This window comes from Amycolatopsis benzoatilytica AK 16/65 (assembly GCF_000383915.1).
Classification (GTDB): Bacteria; Actinomycetota; Actinomycetes; order Mycobacteriales; family Pseudonocardiaceae; genus Amycolatopsis; species Amycolatopsis benzoatilytica.
In genome coordinates this window covers 5075353-5092046 of sequence record NZ_KB912942.1, presented here as the reverse complement: position 1 = coordinate 5092046, position 16694 = coordinate 5075353, and the positions used below count along the sequence as shown (strand labels likewise).

General features: G+C 69.1%; 12 protein-coding genes. 7 read left to right on the top strand and 5 right to left on the bottom strand.

The features are described 5' to 3' along the window. The 5 genes from recG (at nucleotide 1) to AMYBE_RS0123355 (ending at nucleotide 8805) form a co-directional block, all read left to right on the top strand. Nucleotides 1-2154, top strand: coding sequence for an ATP-dependent DNA helicase RecG (gene recG / locus AMYBE_RS0123375; RefSeq protein ID WP_020661818.1), 2154 nt, complete (start codon nucleotides 1-3; stop codon nucleotides 2152-2154). Nucleotides 2155-2397: 243 nt separating this feature from the next. Next, nucleotides 2398-2937: a GNAT family N-acetyltransferase gene (locus AMYBE_RS0123370; protein WP_020661817.1), complete on the top strand. Its 540-nt coding sequence runs from the start codon at nucleotides 2398-2400 to the stop codon at nucleotides 2935-2937. A gap of 497 nt (nucleotides 2938-3434) precedes the next feature. Beyond that, a complete protein-coding gene (locus AMYBE_RS0123365) occupies nucleotides 3435-4367 on the top strand; it encodes a S8 family peptidase (RefSeq protein ID WP_020661816.1) in 933 nt (310 codons plus the stop codon). 143 nt (nucleotides 4368-4510) lie between these two features. Beyond that, nucleotides 4511-7888 carry a pyruvate carboxylase gene (locus AMYBE_RS0123360; RefSeq protein ID WP_020661815.1) on the top strand — a complete coding sequence of 1126 codons (3378 nt, stop codon included), beginning with the start codon at nucleotides 4511-4513 and terminating at the stop codon, nucleotides 7886-7888. Between the two features lie 119 nt (nucleotides 7889-8007). Further along, complete coding sequence (locus tag AMYBE_RS0123355; RefSeq protein ID WP_020661814.1) at nucleotides 8008-8805, top strand: arginase family protein; 798 nt, start codon at nucleotides 8008-8010, stop codon at nucleotides 8803-8805. A 143-nt stretch (nucleotides 8806-8948) separates the two neighbouring features. On the opposite strand, the gene AMYBE_RS0123350 is transcribed toward AMYBE_RS0123355, so the two are convergent. Then, nucleotides 8949-9335: a GntR family transcriptional regulator gene (locus tag AMYBE_RS0123350; protein ID WP_020661813.1), complete on the bottom strand. Its 387-nt coding sequence runs from the start codon at nucleotides 9333-9335 to the stop codon at nucleotides 8949-8951. After that, nucleotides 9336-10061 (bottom strand): hypothetical protein, encoded by a 726-nt coding sequence (locus AMYBE_RS0123345; protein WP_020661812.1) that lies wholly within the window; start codon nucleotides 10059-10061, stop codon nucleotides 9336-9338. 360 nt (nucleotides 10062-10421) lie between these two features. Between AMYBE_RS0123345 and AMYBE_RS0123340 the strand changes: the two genes are divergently transcribed. Further along, nucleotides 10422-11720 carry a PucR family transcriptional regulator gene (locus AMYBE_RS0123340; RefSeq protein ID WP_020661811.1) on the top strand — a complete coding sequence of 433 codons (1299 nt, stop codon included), beginning with the start codon at nucleotides 10422-10424 and terminating at the stop codon, nucleotides 11718-11720. Between the two features lie 286 nt (nucleotides 11721-12006). Here AMYBE_RS0123340 and AMYBE_RS0123335 read toward each other — a convergent pair whose 3' ends face one another. After that, a complete protein-coding gene (locus AMYBE_RS0123335) occupies nucleotides 12007-13461 on the bottom strand; it encodes a DUF6801 domain-containing protein (protein ID WP_020661810.1) in 1455 nt (484 codons plus the stop codon). A gap of 240 nt (nucleotides 13462-13701) precedes the next feature. Here AMYBE_RS0123335 and AMYBE_RS0123330 point away from each other — a divergent pair, with 240 nt between their 5' ends. Continuing rightward, nucleotides 13702-14766, top strand: a complete 1065-nt coding sequence (locus AMYBE_RS0123330) for an RCC1 domain-containing protein (protein WP_020661809.1) — start codon at nucleotides 13702-13704, stop codon at nucleotides 14764-14766. Nucleotides 14767-15080: 314 nt separating this feature from the next. On the opposite strand, the gene AMYBE_RS0123325 is transcribed toward AMYBE_RS0123330, so the two are convergent. Continuing rightward, complete coding sequence (locus AMYBE_RS0123325; RefSeq protein ID WP_020661808.1) at nucleotides 15081-15698, bottom strand: DUF6801 domain-containing protein; 618 nt, start codon at nucleotides 15696-15698, stop codon at nucleotides 15081-15083. Between the two features lie 329 nt (nucleotides 15699-16027). After that, nucleotides 16028-16672, bottom strand: a complete 645-nt coding sequence (locus AMYBE_RS0123320; RefSeq protein ID WP_020661807.1) for a hypothetical protein — start codon at nucleotides 16670-16672, stop codon at nucleotides 16028-16030. Between the last annotated feature and the right edge of the window lie 22 nt (nucleotides 16673-16694).

The following is a 16694-nucleotide window of genomic DNA, read 5'->3' as shown; positions in this document are numbered from 1 at the left end:
ATGGCCGGACTGCGCGACAAGCTTCCGCTGCTGCTGGGCGCGAAGACGGCGAAGGCGCTCTCCGGCGCGCTCGGCATCGAGACGGTTTCCGACCTGCTGCGCCACTATCCGCGCCGCTACGCCGAGCGCGGCGAGCTCACCGATATCGCCGGGCTGGAGCTGGGCGAGCACGCGACCGTGCTGGCACGGATCGAAAAGGTCAGCAAACGCCGGATGAAGTCCCGCAACGGCACCATCCTGGACATGGTGATCACCGACGGGAAGCGGCGGCTGGCGTGCGCGTTCTTCAACCAGGCGTGGCGCGAGAAGGACCTGGTGCCGGGCAAGACCGGGCTGTTCGCGGGCAAGGTCACCGCCTTCCGGGACACGTTGCAGCTGGCCAATCCGGAGTACGAACTGCTCGACGCAGAACGCGAGGCGGAAGCGGTCGACAACTTCCTCGCCGAGATCATCCCGGTCTACCCGGCCGCGCAGGGCATGCCGACCTGGTCGATCGCCAAGTGCGTGCGGCAGGTGCTGGACGTGCTCGAGGTCGGCGAAGACCCGATGCCGGAGGAATTGCGCACCCGCAACGGTTTGCCCGGGCTGGAGCGCGCGCTGCGCGGCATCCACCGGCCGGAGGACTGGGCGCACCTGGAGACTTCGCGGCACCGGCTCAAGTGGGACGAAGCGATGGCCGTGCAGCTGATTTTCGCCCAGCGAAGGCACTCCGCGGTGTCGCGTCCGGCGAAAGCCAGCCCGCACACCGACGGCGGCCTGCTCGACGCGTTCGACAAGCAGCTGCCGTTCGACCTGACCGCGGGCCAGCGCGCGATCGGCGACGAGATCGCCGCGGACCTGTCGTCCGAGCACCCGATGAACCGGCTGCTGCAGGGCGAGGTCGGGTCGGGCAAGACGGTGGTCGCGCTGCGGGCGATGCTGCAGATCGTCGACGCCGGCCGGCAGGCCGCGATGCTCGCGCCCACCGAGGTGCTCGCCGCGCAGCACGCCCGGTCGCTCCGGGAAATGCTCGGCTCGCTGGGGATGGCGGGCGAGCTGGGCGCGGCGGAGAACGCCACCCGGATCACCCTGCTGACCGGATCGATGGGCGCCAAGGAACGCAAGAAAGCGTTGCTGGAAGCGGTAAGCGGGGAGGCGGGCATCATCGTCGGCACGCACGCGCTGATCCAGGACACGGTGAAATTCGCCGACCTCGGCCTGGCGGTCGTGGACGAACAGCACCGGTTCGGCGTCGAGCAACGAGACGCGCTGCGCTCGCGCGGCGCCGATTCGACCAGCCCGCACGTGCTGGTCATGACCGCGACGCCGATCCCGCGCACGGTCGCGATGACGGTGTACGGAGACCTGGAAACCTCGGCATTGCGCGAAATGCCGGTCGGCAGGTCCCCGATCAAGACGACGGTCGTTCCGGTGGCGGAGAAGCCGGCGTGGTTCGACCGGGTGTGGCAGCGGGTCCGCGAGGAGGTCGGAAAGGGCCACCAGGCGTATGTCGTGTGTCCGCGGATCGGCGACGAACCCCCCTCGGACAAGAGCGACAAGCGCCCGCCGCTCGCGGTCCTGGACGTCGCGCCGGATCTGGCGAACGGGGCGTTGAAGGGCTTGAAGATCGCCGCGTTGCACGGCCGGATGCCGACCGACGAGAAGGACGCCGTGATGCAGGCGTTCGGCGCGGGGAAGATCGAGGTGCTCGTCGCGACCACGGTCGTCGAGGTCGGCGTGAACGTGCCGAACGCGACCGCGATGGTGATCCTGGACGCGGACCGGTTCGGCGTGAGCCAGCTGCACCAGCTGAGAGGCCGCGTCGGCCGTGGCAGCGTGCCCGGATTGTGCTTGCTGGTCACGGAAACCCTGGACGGCACGTCGACCCGCGAACGCCTCGCGGCCGTCGAGTCCACCACGGACGGCTTCGAGCTGTCCCGGCTGGACCTGGAACTGCGCCGGGAAGGCGACATCCTGGGCGCGGCCCAGTCGGGAAAGCGATCCGGGCTGAAGCTGCTGTCGCTGCTGCGGGACGAGGACGTGATCACCGAGGCCCGCGCGCAGGCCCAGGAAATCGTGCTGAAGGATCCCACGCTGGCATCGGCGGGCGGGCTGGCTCAGATGGTCGCGGACGTGGTGGACATGGAGAGGGCGGAGTACCTGGAGAAGAGCTGAGCTGCGGTTCTCGTGGCTCCGTGGCCGCGCGGCGGCCCGCTGCCCCGGGCTTGCGGGTTGGTTGTGCGGCGGCTCGCCATTCCGCTGACTGACACCTCGCCCGCCGACTCGCGGTTTCCCGCGCTCGTCCACTCGTCCTCGATCCTTTCCCCGCCCGGAACCCGCCGGAATTCGCATGCACTGCCCGCTCGCCTGTGCTTCCCTGTCCGTACCAGGTGCTTTGCCGGAAACCCGGGAGGAACGGTGCCGGAAAAGACTGCCGCAGTCCGCCGAGCGACGCTGGAAGACGCGGCCGCCATCGCGGCCGTCCACGTGAGTTCCTGGCAGGCGGCCTACTCGGGGCTGATGCCGGACGAGTTCCTGTCCGGCCTGTCGGTCCCCGCGCGAACCGAGTCCTGGGCCGAGAACCTCGCGAACCCGTCGTTGCCGCACACGGTGCTCGTCGCCAGCGAAGCCGGTTCGGGTGAGACGGCCGGCTTCGCTGTCTTCGGCCCCGGCCGCGACGACGACACCACTCCCGAAACCGGGGAACTGTCGGCCATCTACCTCCTGCCGGCCCAGTGGGGCAACGGGTTGGGCCGCGCCCTGCACGAGGAATGCGTGCGCGGCCTCGCCGCCCGCTTCGAGACGGCGACCTTGTGGGTCCTGTCGGCCAACGAGCGCGCACGGAAGTTCTACGAGCGCGCAGGCTGGGTCTCGGACGGAAGGACGAAAGTCGAGACGATGGCCGAGGGAACGGTCCCGATCGAGGAGATCCGGTACCGGTTGTCCCTGCGCGATTAAGCCTTGGTGGGGCGGCGGGCAACGCCGAGTGATGAGGCTTCACGGTGCCCAGCCGTGTCGGGACGTTCCTTGGATGTCGCCGCTGAACGGCGAGACCTTCGTCGAGCGCCTGCCCTCGTTGTCGCCGTTTACCGGCAACGAAGCGTGCTACGCGAGCATTGAGCAGCACGCAGCCGGCGAGTTCCGCCTCGACGGCAAATCCGCGCGGACGGCTTGGCCGGCTCGTCGCGGATGCGGTACGCACACTCTGAGGTCGACGTCGCGCGGGCCTTCGACGTACTCGTCTGCTTGCCGTCAGCGTCAGTGCGCGGGCACCTCCCGCTGGCAGTCGCCGGTTAGCCGGTTATCGGCGAAACCCAGGTCGCAGCACAGATCAACTCCTCTCGAACAGCCGTCTCGACCGCAGGTGCGCCGCGCCGGCCCGGCGCTGGACAGGGACCAGCCCATCGGGTGACGTCGAGTTGCCGCCAACCGGCCGCCGGGATACCACCGCAGACATGCGGAACCGAGCGGCGCGTGGCCTTTTTCCGGCAACACTGACGTTTTTGCTGGTGGTCGGCGTGCAGCCGGCCGCACTGGCAGCGAGCGGGACTCAGGTCAACCCGCCGAGCTGGGCATTGGACCGGATCGACCAGCGGACCGGCCTCGACCAGAAGTACCACTACGATTCGGACGGTTCCGGCGTCACCGTCTACGTGATCGACAGCGGTGTCGATGCGAAACATCCGGATCTGCAAGGCCAGGTGCTGCCCGGCAAGGATTTCCTCACCACTGGCACTGACACGTCCGACACCAACGGCCACGGCACCCGGGTCGCGGGAATCGTCGCCGGGCACAGCTACGGCGTCGCCAAGGGCGCGCAGATCTTCCCGGTCCGGGTCCTGGACAAGGCAGGCGGCGGAGCGACCGACACAATCATCGCTGGCCTGGACTGGGTCGCGAAGAACGCGCATCAGCCCGCGGTCGCCGTGCTCGGGATCGGCGGCGTGCCGAACGAACAGCTCGACAACGCTGTCAAAGGTGTCGCCGCGGTGATGCCGATCGTGGTTCCGGCCGGGGAGGGCGGCACCGATGCCAGCCAGATATCGCCTGCTCGCGTCCCGGCGGCGCTGACCGTCGGCGCGACCGACGTCCAAGACCAAGTCGCGAGTTTCTCGAACTTTGGGACGCCGCTCGACCTGTACGCGCCGGGCGTCGACATCCCCGCGCCGATCGCCGGCACCGCGGATGTCGGGCCTCTTTCCGGCACCTCGATGGCGGCGGCGGTGGCGGCCGGCGCGGTGGCCGTCTACCGGTCCGCGCATCCGGACCTCGCGCCCGCCGCGGTCGACGAGGCAATTGTGCGGGACGCAACGCAGAACGTAGTCAAGAATGTGCCCTCTGGAACGGCCAATCGGCTGGTCTGCACGCTGCCCGAAGACAAGCCCTGACCGGTGCGGGCGGCCAGCCGGGCCAGCGGCGGTCCGGCAGGTCGGGGCCCATGATGTCCATCACTTGGACTACGCCTCCCGTACCGCGGGAACAACCGGGTAACGTGCCTTCGAATACCGATCCGAACAGGGAAGGACCGGGCATGTTCCGCAAAGTGCTGGTGGCCAATCGCGGCGAAATCGCGATCCGGGCGTTCCGCGCAGGTTACGAACTGGGCGCGGGCACAGTCGCCGTGTTTCCGCACGAAGACCGCAACTCGCTGCACCGGCTGAAAGCCGACGAGGCGTACGAGATCGGCGAACCGGGCCACCCGGTCCGCGCCTACCTCTCGGTGGAGGAGATCGTCCAGGCCGCCAAGAAGGCGGGCGCCGACGCGGTCTACCCGGGCTACGGCTTCCTGTCGGAGAACCCCGACCTGGCCAGGGCCTGCGAAGAAGCGGGGATCACCTTCGTCGGCCCGAGCGCCGAGATCCTCGAGCTGACCGGCAACAAGGCGCGCGCGGTCAAGGCGGCGCGCGAGGCGGGCGTCCCGGTGCTCGGCTCGTCGCAGCCCTCCAGCGACGTGGACGAACTGGTCGCCGCGGCCGGCGAGCTGGGCTTCCCGGTGTTCGTCAAGGCGGTCGCGGGCGGCGGCGGGCGCGGCATGCGCCGCGTCGAGGACCCGGCCCAGCTGCGCGAGTCGATCGAGGCCGCCGCGCGCGAGGCCGAATCGGCGTTCGGCGACCCGACCGTGTTCCTGGAGAAGGCCGTGGTCGAACCGCGGCACATCGAGGTGCAGATCCTCGCCGACGGCGAGGGCAATGTGATCCACCTGTACGAGCGCGACTGTTCCGTGCAGCGCCGGCACCAGAAGGTCGTCGAGCTGGCCCCCGCGCCGAACCTCGACCCCGAGCTGCGCGACCGCATCTGCGCGGACGCGGTGAAGTTCGCGCGGCAGATCGGCTACCGCAACGCGGGCACCGTCGAATTCCTCCTGGACCGCCAGGGCAAGCACGTGTTCATCGAGATGAACCCGCGCATCCAGGTCGAGCACACGGTCACCGAGGAGGTCACCGACGTCGACCTCGTGCAGTCCCAGCTGCGCATCGCCGCCGGTGAGAACCTGGCCGACCTCGGCCTGTCGCAGGACAAGATCTACCTGCGCGGCGCCGCGCTGCAGTGCCGCATCACCACCGAAGACCCGGCCAACGGCTTCCGTCCGGACATCGGCATGATCAGCGCCTACCGCTCACCGGGCGGCTCGGGCATCCGGCTCGACGGCGGCACCGCGTTCTCCGGCACCGAGATCAGCGCCCACTTCGACTCGCTGCTGGTGAAGCTCACCTGCCGCGGCCGCGATTTCCGCACCGCGGTGGGCCGCGCCCGCCGCGCGGTCGCCGAGTTCCGCATCCGCGGAGTGGCGACGAACATCCCGTTCCTGCAGGCAGTGCTGGACGATCCGGACTTCCGCGAAGGCAACGTCACCACCTCGTTCATCGAGCAACGGCCGCACCTGCTGACCGCGCGCCACTCCGCCGACCGCGGCACGCGCCTGCTCACCTACCTTGCCGACCAGACTGTCAACCGACCGCACGGCGAGCGCCCGCGCACGCCCGATGCGGCCACCAAGCTGCCGAAGCTGCCCGCCGACACAACGCCGCCGGACGGGTCCAAGCAGAAGCTGGTCGAGCTCGGTCCGGAAGGATTCGCGCGCTGGCTGCGGGAGTCGCCGCAGCTCGGCGTCACCGACACCACCTTCCGCGACGCGCACCAGTCTCTGCTCGCGACCCGGGTGCGCACGAAGGACCTGCTCGCGGTGGCCCCGGTCGTCGCCGCGACCGTGCCGCAGCTGCTGTCGCTCGAATGCTGGGGCGGCGCGACGTACGACGTAGCGCTGCGCTTCCTCGCCGAGGACCCGTGGGAGCGGCTGGCGCAGTTGCGCGAAGCCGTGCCGAACATCTGTCTGCAGATGCTGCTGCGCGGCCGCAACACGGTCGGCTACACGCCTTACCCGACTGAGGTCACCACGGCCTTCGTCGATGAGGCGACCGCGACCGGTATCGACATCTTCCGGATCTTCGACGCGCTCAACGACGTCGAGCAGATGCGGCCGGCCATCGAAGCCGTCCGCGCCACTGGGTCGGCGGTCGCCGAGGTCGCGCTCTGCTATACCTCGGACCTGTCCGATCCGAACGAGAAGCTCTACACGCTCGACTATTACCTCAAGCTGGCCGAGCAGATCGTCGGCGCCGGGGCGCACGTCCTGGCGATCAAGGACATGGCCGGCCTGCTCCGCGCGCCCGCCGCGGCGCGGCTGGTGACCGCGCTGCGCAAGGAATTCGACTTGCCGGTGCACCTCCACACGCACGACACCGCCGGCGGCCAGCTCGCCACCTACCTGGCGGCGATCCAGGCCGGCGCCGACGCGGTGGACGGCGCGGTGTCGTCGATGGCAGGCACCACTTCGCAGCCGTCGCTCGGCTCGATCGTGGCGGCTACCGACCACTCGCCGCACAGCACCGGTCTCGACTTGCACGCGATCGGCGACCTGGAGCCGTACTGGGAGAGCGTCCGCAAGATCTACGCGCCGTTCGAAGCGGGTCTCGCTTCGCCGACCGGCCGCGTCTACGACCACGAGATCCCCGGCGGGCAGCTCTCCAACCTGCGCACCCAGGCCATCGCGCTCGGCCTTGGCGACCGGTTCGAGGACATCGAGGCCATGTACGCCGCGGCGGACAAGATCCTCGGCCACCTGGTGAAGGTGACGCCGTCGTCCAAGGTGGTCGGCGACCTCGCGCTGCACCTCGTCGGCGCCGGCGTCGCTCCGGCGGACTTCGAGGCGGAGCCGAACAAGTTCGACATCCCGGACTCGGTGATCGGCTTCCTGCGCGGCGAACTCGGCGACCCGCCGGGCGGCTGGCCGGAACCGTTCCGCACCAAGGCGCTCGAAGGCCGTTCGGCCGCGAAGCCGGTCGCCGAACTGTCCGAGGAGGACCGCAAGGAGCTCGCTGAGAACCGCCGCGGCGCGCTGAACCGACTGCTGTTCCCTGGCCCCACCAAGGAATTCCTCGCGCACCGCGAGGCATACGGCGACACCAGCGTGCTCCCGAGCAAGGACTTCTTCTACGGTCTGCGCCCGGGCGAGGAATACCGGGTGGAGCTCCAGCCCGGCGTGCGGCTGCTCATCGAACTGGAAGCCGTCGGCGAGGCCGACGAACGCGGCATGCGCACCGTCATGACCACGCTCAACGGCCAGCTGCGGCCGATCCAGATCCGGGACCGCTCGATCGCCTCGGACATCCCGGCCACCGAAAAGGCCGAGAAGGGCAACCCGAAGCAGATCGCCGCGCCGTTCGCCGGCGTGGTGACCCTGCAGGTGGCCGAGGGCGACCAAGTGGAGGCCGGGGCGACCGTGGCGACCATCGAGGCGATGAAGATGGAAGCCTCGATCACCGCTTCGGCCGCGGGCAAGGTCGGTCGATTGGCGATCACCTCCGTTCAGCAGGTCGAGGGCGGGGACCTTCTCATCGTGCTCGAATAGCCGCTTCCCGCGCCACTTTTCAGTGCACGAGGGGTCCTTTCGCGCCAGCCCGGCGCGAAAGGACCCCTCGCATTTTTTCGTCCTCGCTTTTTCCGGTCCGGTCGCGCTAGCGTCGAAGCATGCTGATCAACGCGGTGCCGCAATGGCAGGGCGCGATCGGGTCCCGGGCACGGAAGCTGGTCGAGGGCTGCCGCGCGCTCTCCGAACTCGCCGGGCACGTGCTCGGCAAACCAGTGCACCATGTGCGCCAGGACTTTTCCGGGTCCGACGTCGTCACTGGAATCGCCAACCGGGCCGTGCTCACCGGCACGAACCGGCAGCTGCAGCTGTCCGCGATCGAAGCGCCGGAAGGCCCGGTGCTGACCATCGGCGGCGACTGCGGAGTGGAGCTGATCCCGGTCGGCGTCGCGCGTTTCCGTTACGGCGCAACGCTTGGCGTCGCCTGGTTCGACGCGCACGCGGACCTGAACACCGCGGAATCTTCGCCGTCCGGCGCTTTCCACGGCATGGTGTTGCGGTCGCTGCTGGGCGAAGGAGACAACGAGTTCGCCGCCAGCCCGGCGATCGAACCCGGCCGCGTGGCGCTGTTCGGCACTCGCGCGTTCGATCCGGCCGAAGAGAAAGCCATCGCCAGCGGGCTCGCTGTGCGGACCGAAGACGTCGCCGCCGCGCTGGCGACCGCCGGCGCGGACCGCGTTTATCTGCATGTGGACTTGGACGTTCTCGACCCGGGCGAATTCGCCGGAGTGAACTGTCCGGAGCCCGGCGGGCTCACAATCGCCGAATTGGCCGCGGCGATCGACGGACTGTCCGGAATGGACGTCGTCGGCGCCGGCATCACGGAATGCGTCGGCTCGGACGTTTCGGCGCTCGAGCCGGTGCTGGCCGCGGTGGGGAGGGTGCTGATGGAGGGCTGAGCCTCCGCGCCGAGGCAGCGATCCGCGCCTCGTCCGGTCCGCGGACCAAGGAAAACGCACGGGCAGAAGGAGGTGCGCGCGCACCGTGCGGAACACGGTCCGCCTGACGGCGAAAACCACGCCGGCCGGACGGTCGCCCGGGTTTACTGCGGCGGTGCGTCCAGATTCGCCAGCGCCACCCGCACGGCGTCGACGGCTTCGTCCGGCGTGACGCCGAGTTCCCGGCTGTGCCGGGCGTATTCGGCGGCCGCGCCGAGGAGCAGTGTCGCCGGATCCGGCCGATCGGCCGGTCCGGTCACGACGGTGCCCCTGGCCCGGGCAGTGGTGACCCAGCCGGCGGCTTCGAGTTCGCGGTACACGCGAGCGACGGTCCCGGAGGCGAGTCCGAGGTCCCTCGAGAGCTGACGAATCGGCGGCAGACGGGCATCCCGCGGCAGGGAGCCGGTCGTGATCGCACGGGCGATCTGGTCGTGTACCTGACGCCATGGCGGAACGCCGTTTTCCGCGTCGACCACCACTCGCAGCGGCATCTAGCGTGCTGCCCGGGTTGTCGTGCGCGGTTTCGCCGGCGGGCCGACGATCGCGAGGAACGCGGCGATGGTGGCGACAAACGCGATGAATGCGCTCATCGTGCCGACGCTCCATCCCAGCGTTCCGGTCGTTCCGACGCTGAGCCCGAGCGCGACGCGGGCGCTGCGCGTGCGCAGTGCCAAGTCGGCTTCCGGGTCGCCGGCGGCTGGCCGCCGGACGGCGAGAAGCACGATCAGCCAGGACACTGCGGCCGAGCCGAGGATGACCGCCGTCTGGGGCCATTGCCCCTGAACGGCGAGATGCACCGCAGCGATTCCGGTGGCCAGTCCGGCGACGATGATCGTCCACAGCGGAGCGAAATCGAGCACGCCACGGGGTGCGAGCAAGGCTTCCTTGCGGGGTTCTCGCGAGGAACGCTGAGCCAGGACTTCGGCGATCAGCCCGCCGAACAGCGCGACGAACACGATCGAGCCGAGGCCGTGCGCCCGCGCGAGATCTTCCGCATGGGGGATCAGCGGGAGACCGATGAACAGCCATGGGTACCAGAACCGCCGGCGGCGCAGGTAGCGCACGGCAACCGACACCTGGTCGGCGGCCAGGTTCGGCACGCCCCATTTGACGAGCAGCCGGGTGCCCTGCTTCTCGTTCGGCCAGAGCACGATCAGCACGATCAAGCCCACGACGCCGGTGCTGATCGCGACCGCGATGGCTGAGTCCAGCCTCATGGCGGGTTCCTCCCTCTTGTATCAAGTAGATGATACAAGAGGGAGGACGGGCTCGCTGGGCGGTCACGCTCGGTTGCCACTGAGCGGCGATCGGGGCGTGGTCCGGCGATCGCGGGCGGAGGCGGCCGGGTTCGCCCATTCGCACGCACGCCACGGCGCGGCCAGCGGTGTGTTGTCACGCGGTACGGGGCCGACCTCGTGAACTTGTCACAAAAGTGACAAGAAATCGGTTTCTTCCCGGACCGGTGACACGTTTCGCGTTGTCTTTTCGATGTGCCGGGTGTCACCCCGCAATGGATGCGGGAGTTGCCGGCCATTCTGAGGCGGCCGGGGAGACCGGGGCGGAGCGAAGGAGCTGCGATGTCGGTGGAGCGGGGACTCGATCACGCTGTGCCGCCGACCGCGCTGCCGCGCAAGCTAGCCGAGATCCTGCGTCCTGAGCTCGCGAGTCTGTCCGACGAGATCGTCGACGAGATCCGCGGGTCGATTCCTGCCTACGCGAGACCGCTCGACGGTCCGTATGGGCGATCGATCCGGGCTGGGGTCCAGTACGCCATCACGCTGTTCGTCGCGCAAATCGCGGACCCGCGCGTGTCGAAGGAGCAGTCGCTGGAGGTACATCACCGGCTCGGTCAGAACGAGATGCGCGAAGGGCGCAGCCTGGACACGCTGCAGTCGGCGTATCGGGTCGGCGCGCGCGTGTCGTGGCGTCGCATCATGCGCGTCGGACGGCGGGCCGGTCTTTCGTCGGCGGTGATGTCTCAGCTGGCCGACGCGATGTTGGCGTTCATGGACGAATTGGCGTCCGTGGCGCTGGACGGCTACTTGGAAGCGAAAGCCCGGACGGCTGGCGCACTGGACACTTGGCGGCGACGGCTGCTCGGAGTCCTGCTGGAAGTGCCGGCTGCTCCGCCAAAGGCGATCGCGGAGCTGGCGCAGCTCACTGGGTGGGGGGTGCCGGAGCAGGCTTCGCCGGTCGCGGTCAAATCGCCGTTGAACGGCAGGGCGCGTCGCCATGCGACGTTCGACTCGGATGTGCTCGCGGAACTGGATTCCGCCGAGCCGTGCATCGTCGTCCCCGGCGCGGTCACCGGCGCGCGGCTGGCGACGCTTGAGGCGGCGCTGCCGGACTGCCGGCTGGCCGTCGGGCCGTGTGTGCCGTTGGCGAATCTCGCCGATTCGTTGCGCTGGGCCCGCCGGGCGCTGGTTCTCGCCGATCGAGGGCGAATCCCTGCTCAACGGGTGATTCGCGCCGAGGGCCATCTTGCTGCGCTGCTCGTGCATTCCGACGGTGCGCTGACCGAGCTGCTCCGGGCTCGGCTTTTCGCTCCGCTGGCGGAGATGACCGACAAACAGCAGGACCGGCTGCTCGAAACGCTCCGCGCCTGGCTGGACAGCCAGGCGAACGTGGTCGAGATCGCCGAGCGGCTCCAAGTTCACCCGCAGACGGTGCGCTATCGCATGCGCCAGCTGCAGGCGACGTTTGGCGATTTGCTCCGTGACCCGGCGGCGAGGTTTGAGATGGAACTGGTCCTGCGTGCGGCCGGGGACGATCAGCTCCGACCGGAACTGCCTTGGCCGCCGCCTCTCGCGCGGGCGAGCGTGGTGCCAGCCAGCCGTCGTCCGACGCCTCTCGAAGACTCGCCAAGCCGCCGCTGAGAGGCGCAGCCTCCGGGGTGAGCGAGCGCCGTAGTTGTGCACGACGAATACCGGCGCACGCACGTGATGCGGTAGTCGGAGCGGAGCGAGGTCGGCCGCCCGCCGGTGCCCTCGGAGCTGCGCGAATTCGTCATGCTCGGTAAAAGGAAGTCGCTTCGCGTGGTTGGGAAGTGCAAGTCAGCGAGAGTCTTGCCATCCAAGAACCTGGTGACGGCTTTCTGGATGAAGGGCGAGCATGTCCGCTGATGCGCCGGAAACGTTCTGGCGCATCAGCGCCGGTTCGGTCTCAGCCGGGAGCCGGCGTGTCCGGGATCGGCGGGCATTTGGTGTGATCCGGGTGCGAGTACGAGGCGCACTCGCCGAAGTTCACTTCGACCACCTTGGCCTGGTTGATGTTCGTCGTAGTGGAGGCCATGCCGGTGAGCAGCGGGTTGAGCGGTTCGGCGGTGCCGCAGTGGACGAACGGCGGCAGGGCGAAACCGCGGTAGTCGGGGTCGGGCGAATTCGGGTCCGTGCCGAGGACGCCGCCCGTCGTCGCGTTGTATTTGCCGGACAGGTAGAGCGAGACCGGCTTGGCGGTGACGCAGTCCGGGCCGAGGTCCAGTGGCACGCCGTTGATTTTGGCGTTGCTCATCCGGGCCATCACCTGGACGTGGGTGGTCAGTCGACTGCCGCCCCAGAGCTGGCCGCTGAGGTCGATCAGCGTGGAATTGCGGTAGTCGAGGGGCAGGAACTCGACGGTCGCGGTGACCGGCACGAAGCCGAAACCGAGGAAGGTCGCGGTGGTCGGACGGAAGCCGACCACGCCGGAGATGGTGCTCGGATCGCGCGGGACGTAGTCAGGGGGGACCAAAAGCACTGTCCAAGTTCCGTTGAGCACCCCGGTCCGGTTGCCGGCGACGGTCGCGCCCAGCCGGTAGATCGACGAAGTCGCGGTGACCTGGACGTAGTTGAGCGGAGTGATGAGCGGGTAGTCGCCGTCCTCCTGTGGTGCGACCGCGTTGGGGCGGGCCGGGGGAGGGAGCGGCGGCGGGCTGTTCGGGTTACCCGGGCTCGGAGCGGCGGGGGGTGCCGTGGTGGCGAGGATCGAAACCAGCGTCGTCGTCTGGTCCGGGACGAGGGTGCAGGCGACCGGGGTCGACTCGGCTGGTCCGTCGGTGGCCGGCTTCAGGGCGATGGTCGGGGCGCTGAGGTCGAAGCTGACCCGGCCGGGGGCGGTGATCGCCTGGTCCGGCAGGTCCGCGGTCGCGGTCAGCTTCGCGTCGCCGGTTGCCGGCACCGGAGTCGCGTCGATCGTGAACGGCGTAGGGATCGCGGTGCTCTTGTCTCCTTGCCGCGCGGTCAGATCGAGGGTGAGACCGCCCCGGATGCTGTCCGCGGGAGCTGGTGCCAGCTGGGCGGCGACGACCTGGGGGAGCGTGAAAGAAGCCGTCAGGGAATGGAATTTCAATCCGGTCCCGACCTGCACTGTCGTAGGCACGGTCGCGGAGACGGTCAAGCTGATCTGCTGCGGCCCGGCGGGGGCGGCGTACGGACAGTCGAAGACGATCTCTTTGCTGACTTGCTGTTCGCCGGATGACGACGGGGGCGGGACGGTGGGGGCGGGCGCTTCGGTCGAGGCGGAGCTGACGCCGGTGAGCGCGCCAGTGCCGATCGACAGGACGCCGAGGACCGCGAGCGCGGCGAAAGTCGTTCGGCGGGCCGGACGGCGGTGGGCGGCGGGTGCGGTTGCTTCCGGCATCGCGCCTCCTCCGGTCGGTCCCGAGAACGGTTTCCGAGCGAAGTTACCGATCGGTTCGGCCGGTGCGCAAGCATCGTCGGCGAGTGCCGGATTTCCTTTGCCAGCAGGGGTTTTTCTTATGTTCGCCAGCTAGTTCGGAGGCCGGTTTTCATCGGATTCTGACAAAGAATCTGAGGCTTCGCCGCAGGGGTCGCGAAGGCTGGAAGTATCCCGGTGAACAGTGCGGAGGAAGGAGCTGCGATGGCGGCCGGACACCGGCGATGGGACAAGGTTGCGGCCGCGGTCGCCGCGGTCGCCGCGGTCGCCGTGATCGGGGCGGGGGCCGCGGCGAGCGGGCCGGTCGTCGCAGTGAATGTGTTGCCGCTGAACGGCGTGGCCGCGGCGAAGCTGAGCGCGAGCGGAGCGCCGCTGAGTGCGGCTGGCGCGGCGGGCAGTGCGGCTGGCGCGGCGAACGTGCCGCAGCTGACAGCGGCTGGGGGCGTCTATCAGTGGGGGACCCGGGGCATGTCGAACATGCCGCCGGCCACCACATCGGGCCTGTCCGCGGTTTCGGCAGGCGGACTATTCGGGCTGGCGCTGAAGAACGGCGCGGTACTCGCCTGGGGCGACAACAACTTCGGCGAAAGCGAGGTACCGGAGGACCTGTCGTCGGGTACCACCGAGATCGCCGCTGGCTGGACCCACGGCCTCGCCCTCAAGAACGGCAAGGTCTACGCGTGGGGGAACGACTGGTACGGCCAGACGGAGCTTCCGGCAGCGGTTTCCAGCGGGGTGATCGCGATCTCTGCCAGCGCGGTGCACAGCCTCGCGTTGCTGTCGAACGGCCGGGTGGTGAGCTGGGGCAGCCGGACGGACGTGCCGGACTTCGCGCAGTCCGGCGTCAGTGCGATCTCCGCGGGCGGGGACCACAGCCTCGTGCTGAAGGACGGCGCGGTGCTTGGCTGGGGCAGCAACGAGTACGGCCAGACGACGGTTCCCACGGCGGCGAAATCCGGTGTGACGGCGATTTCGGCCGGGTACGAGCACAGTCTCGCGTTGAAGAACGGCGGAGTGATCGCTTGGGGGCACGACAACGACGGCCAGACCGACGTGCCCGCCGCGGCGGCGAGCGGGGTCGTCGCCATCGATGCGGGGTGGAACCACAACCTGGCGATCAAGGCGGACGGGTCGCTGGTCGCTTGGGGCAACAACACCTACAGCCAGGCGACGGTGCCGAAGCCGCCGGTGTGCGGACCGGTCACCAGTGCGTCGGCGGGATATGAGTTCGGCCTGGTGATCACGGACCTGTCGGTGCGCTGCCACTGACGCGGCGGCGTGTCCTAAGTGCGGAGGGGACCGGCTCCTGGGCCTCCGGCCGGGCCGGTCTTCGCCGACGCCCGGGTCGGCTCGCGGTGACCAGGCGGTGTCGGCGACGGCGCTGGTGTCCCGCCCGCAGCGAGAGGACCTATGGCGTTGGCGCGGAGAGCGACTCCCGTTCGTTCGACCTGCAGCTCCGCGCTGCCGCTGGGCATCCCGCTCGGTCGAGCAGCAAGCTGAGGTCAACCGAGCGCGCTCCCCAACGAGACCCGGAACGACGACTGGAGGGGCGGCCGCCGGGCCGCCCCTCCACTGGTCCAGGGTCAGGATGCGGTGATGGTGCCGGACGGGGTGAAGCTGGTGCCCGACGGTGCCGTGCAGGTCATCGTCCACGGGGTCCAGCTGCCGTCGGCTGCCTTGTGGAACTCGAGATTCGCGGTGATCGTCGTGCCGAGGGCGAAGTTCACCGCGCCCGCCGCGGCCGGTGCGGTGTAGGTCGGAATGACCGACGTCGACGCCTGGTTGATGTTCACCGTGATCCCGCCGCCGGCCGGGTAGATCTGCTCCGGGATCTGCAGGCCGGAAGCGTCCGGCTGCGACAGCGAACCGTTGTCGACGGTGATCGGGACGTCCGCGGTGCCGCGGATGCCGTCGTAGCCGGCGGCGGTGAGCAGTGCGTGCACGATCGAGGTGATCGATGCGCTGCCGCCGACGTTGGCCGGGGTGACGCTGGTGTTGACCGGGATCGTGTCCGGGCCGTCGAAGTGCGCGGAGATCGACACCGTCTGCGCCGGGATCGCCGGGAAGGTACAGCTGTAGCTGGCGGGTCCGGCGGAGTAGGTTTGGGTGGCCGCCGACGCGGTGCCCGCGGCCAGCACCGCGATCGCACCGACGGCGACGCCGGTAACGACGCCCTTGGACAGTGTGCGGATCCGAGGCATACCATTCTCCTTAGGTTCGAATGCATTTTCATGGTGCCTGCAAAAGAGGGCTGGAACTGCCCGCGGATTCCGTTCCGGTGGGTTCGCGGGGAACGGGGAGCAGGCTCGGTTGGATAATTCTGACCGCCCGCACCAGGTTACCCGCGAGTTCGGTCGGCAACAAGCCTGGTGGGAGCCTTGTTGCCGGGTGTTCGGCTGGACCGATTCTCTTGTCACTGACAGCGTAAACAGTACTCTTGGCTCGTTGGGAAGTGACAATCCAGCTAAGTTGGCGGACACGAAAAAAGGACGCCGGAAATGGTCCGGCGTCCCCGTCTTTTGGCTGTCGGTCAGCTCTTCGAGGTCAGGGTGAGCGAGATCGTGTTGTCTGGTCCGGACACGAGTGCGCCGAGGGCGAGATCGGCGATGAAACAGTTCTTGAAGTCCGGGATGGTGTAATTGCCGGTGAGCGTGATCGGCTTGGTGATGTCGACGTTCGGGGCGGACAGGGTCAGGTCGATCGGCGTGGTCGTGGTGCAGCTGCCGGGCACGGTCGGCACCGGGAAGACCGGCACGATCGGGCCGGCCCAGATGTCGCTGATCTCCATGTTCGCGGTCTCGTGGGTGGTGAGCGTGCCGTTCGCGAGGGTGCCGGTCGCGGGCGCGGTCGGAGTGACGGTCACCTTCGCCTTGATCCGGAAGCCGCCGGCGAGCAGCGAGATGTTCGCGGTGGAGGGTGGCAGCTGCAGGTTCGCGTTGAGGCCGACGGCCCCGGTCTGGTCGTCGATCAGGAGATTGCCGTCAAGGCTGCCGGGACCGAGCGAGAGCGTGCTGCCGGTCTTCTTCACGACCGTGCTGCCGGCGACCGAATAGGCGATCGGGATCGGGATTTCGGCGGCCGACGCGGGAACGGCCGACGCGAGGCTCGCGGCGGTCGCGGCAGCGGCGGCGAATGCGCCCACCCGGGCGGTCCGGGCGATTCGGGAAGTGGGCATGACGGTACTCCTTCGGCGGTCG

Excerpts from the sequence above, each read along its gene's own strand:
- AMYBE_RS0123325 (WP_020661808.1), bottom strand. The coding sequence starts at position 15,698 with ATGCCTCGGATCCGCACACTGTCCAAGGGCGTCGTTACCGGCGTCGCC.
- AMYBE_RS0123360 (WP_020661815.1), top strand. The coding sequence starts at position 4,511 with ATGTTCCGCAAAGTGCTGGTGGCCAATCGCGGCGAAATCGCGATCCGG.
- AMYBE_RS0123350 (WP_020661813.1), bottom strand. The coding sequence starts at position 9,335 with ATGCCGCTGCGAGTGGTGGTCGACGCGGAAAACGGCGTTCCGCCATGG.
- AMYBE_RS0123320 (WP_020661807.1), bottom strand. The coding sequence starts at position 16,672 with ATGCCCACTTCCCGAATCGCCCGGACCGCCCGGGTGGGCGCATTCGCC.
- AMYBE_RS0123335 (WP_020661810.1), bottom strand. The coding sequence starts at position 13,461 with ATGCCGGAAGCAACCGCACCCGCCGCCCACCGCCGTCCGGCCCGCCGA.
- recG (WP_020661818.1), top strand. The coding sequence starts at position 1 with ATGGCCGGACTGCGCGACAAGCTTCCGCTGCTGCTGGGCGCGAAGACG.
- AMYBE_RS0123365 (WP_020661816.1), top strand. The coding sequence starts at position 3,435 with ATGCGGAACCGAGCGGCGCGTGGCCTTTTTCCGGCAACACTGACGTTT.
- AMYBE_RS0123355 (WP_020661814.1), top strand. The coding sequence starts at position 8,008 with ATGCTGATCAACGCGGTGCCGCAATGGCAGGGCGCGATCGGGTCCCGG.
- AMYBE_RS0123330 (WP_020661809.1), top strand. The coding sequence starts at position 13,702 with ATGGCGGCCGGACACCGGCGATGGGACAAGGTTGCGGCCGCGGTCGCC.
- AMYBE_RS0123340 (WP_020661811.1), top strand. The coding sequence starts at position 10,422 with ATGTCGGTGGAGCGGGGACTCGATCACGCTGTGCCGCCGACCGCGCTG.
- AMYBE_RS0123345 (WP_020661812.1), bottom strand. The coding sequence starts at position 10,061 with ATGAGGCTGGACTCAGCCATCGCGGTCGCGATCAGCACCGGCGTCGTG.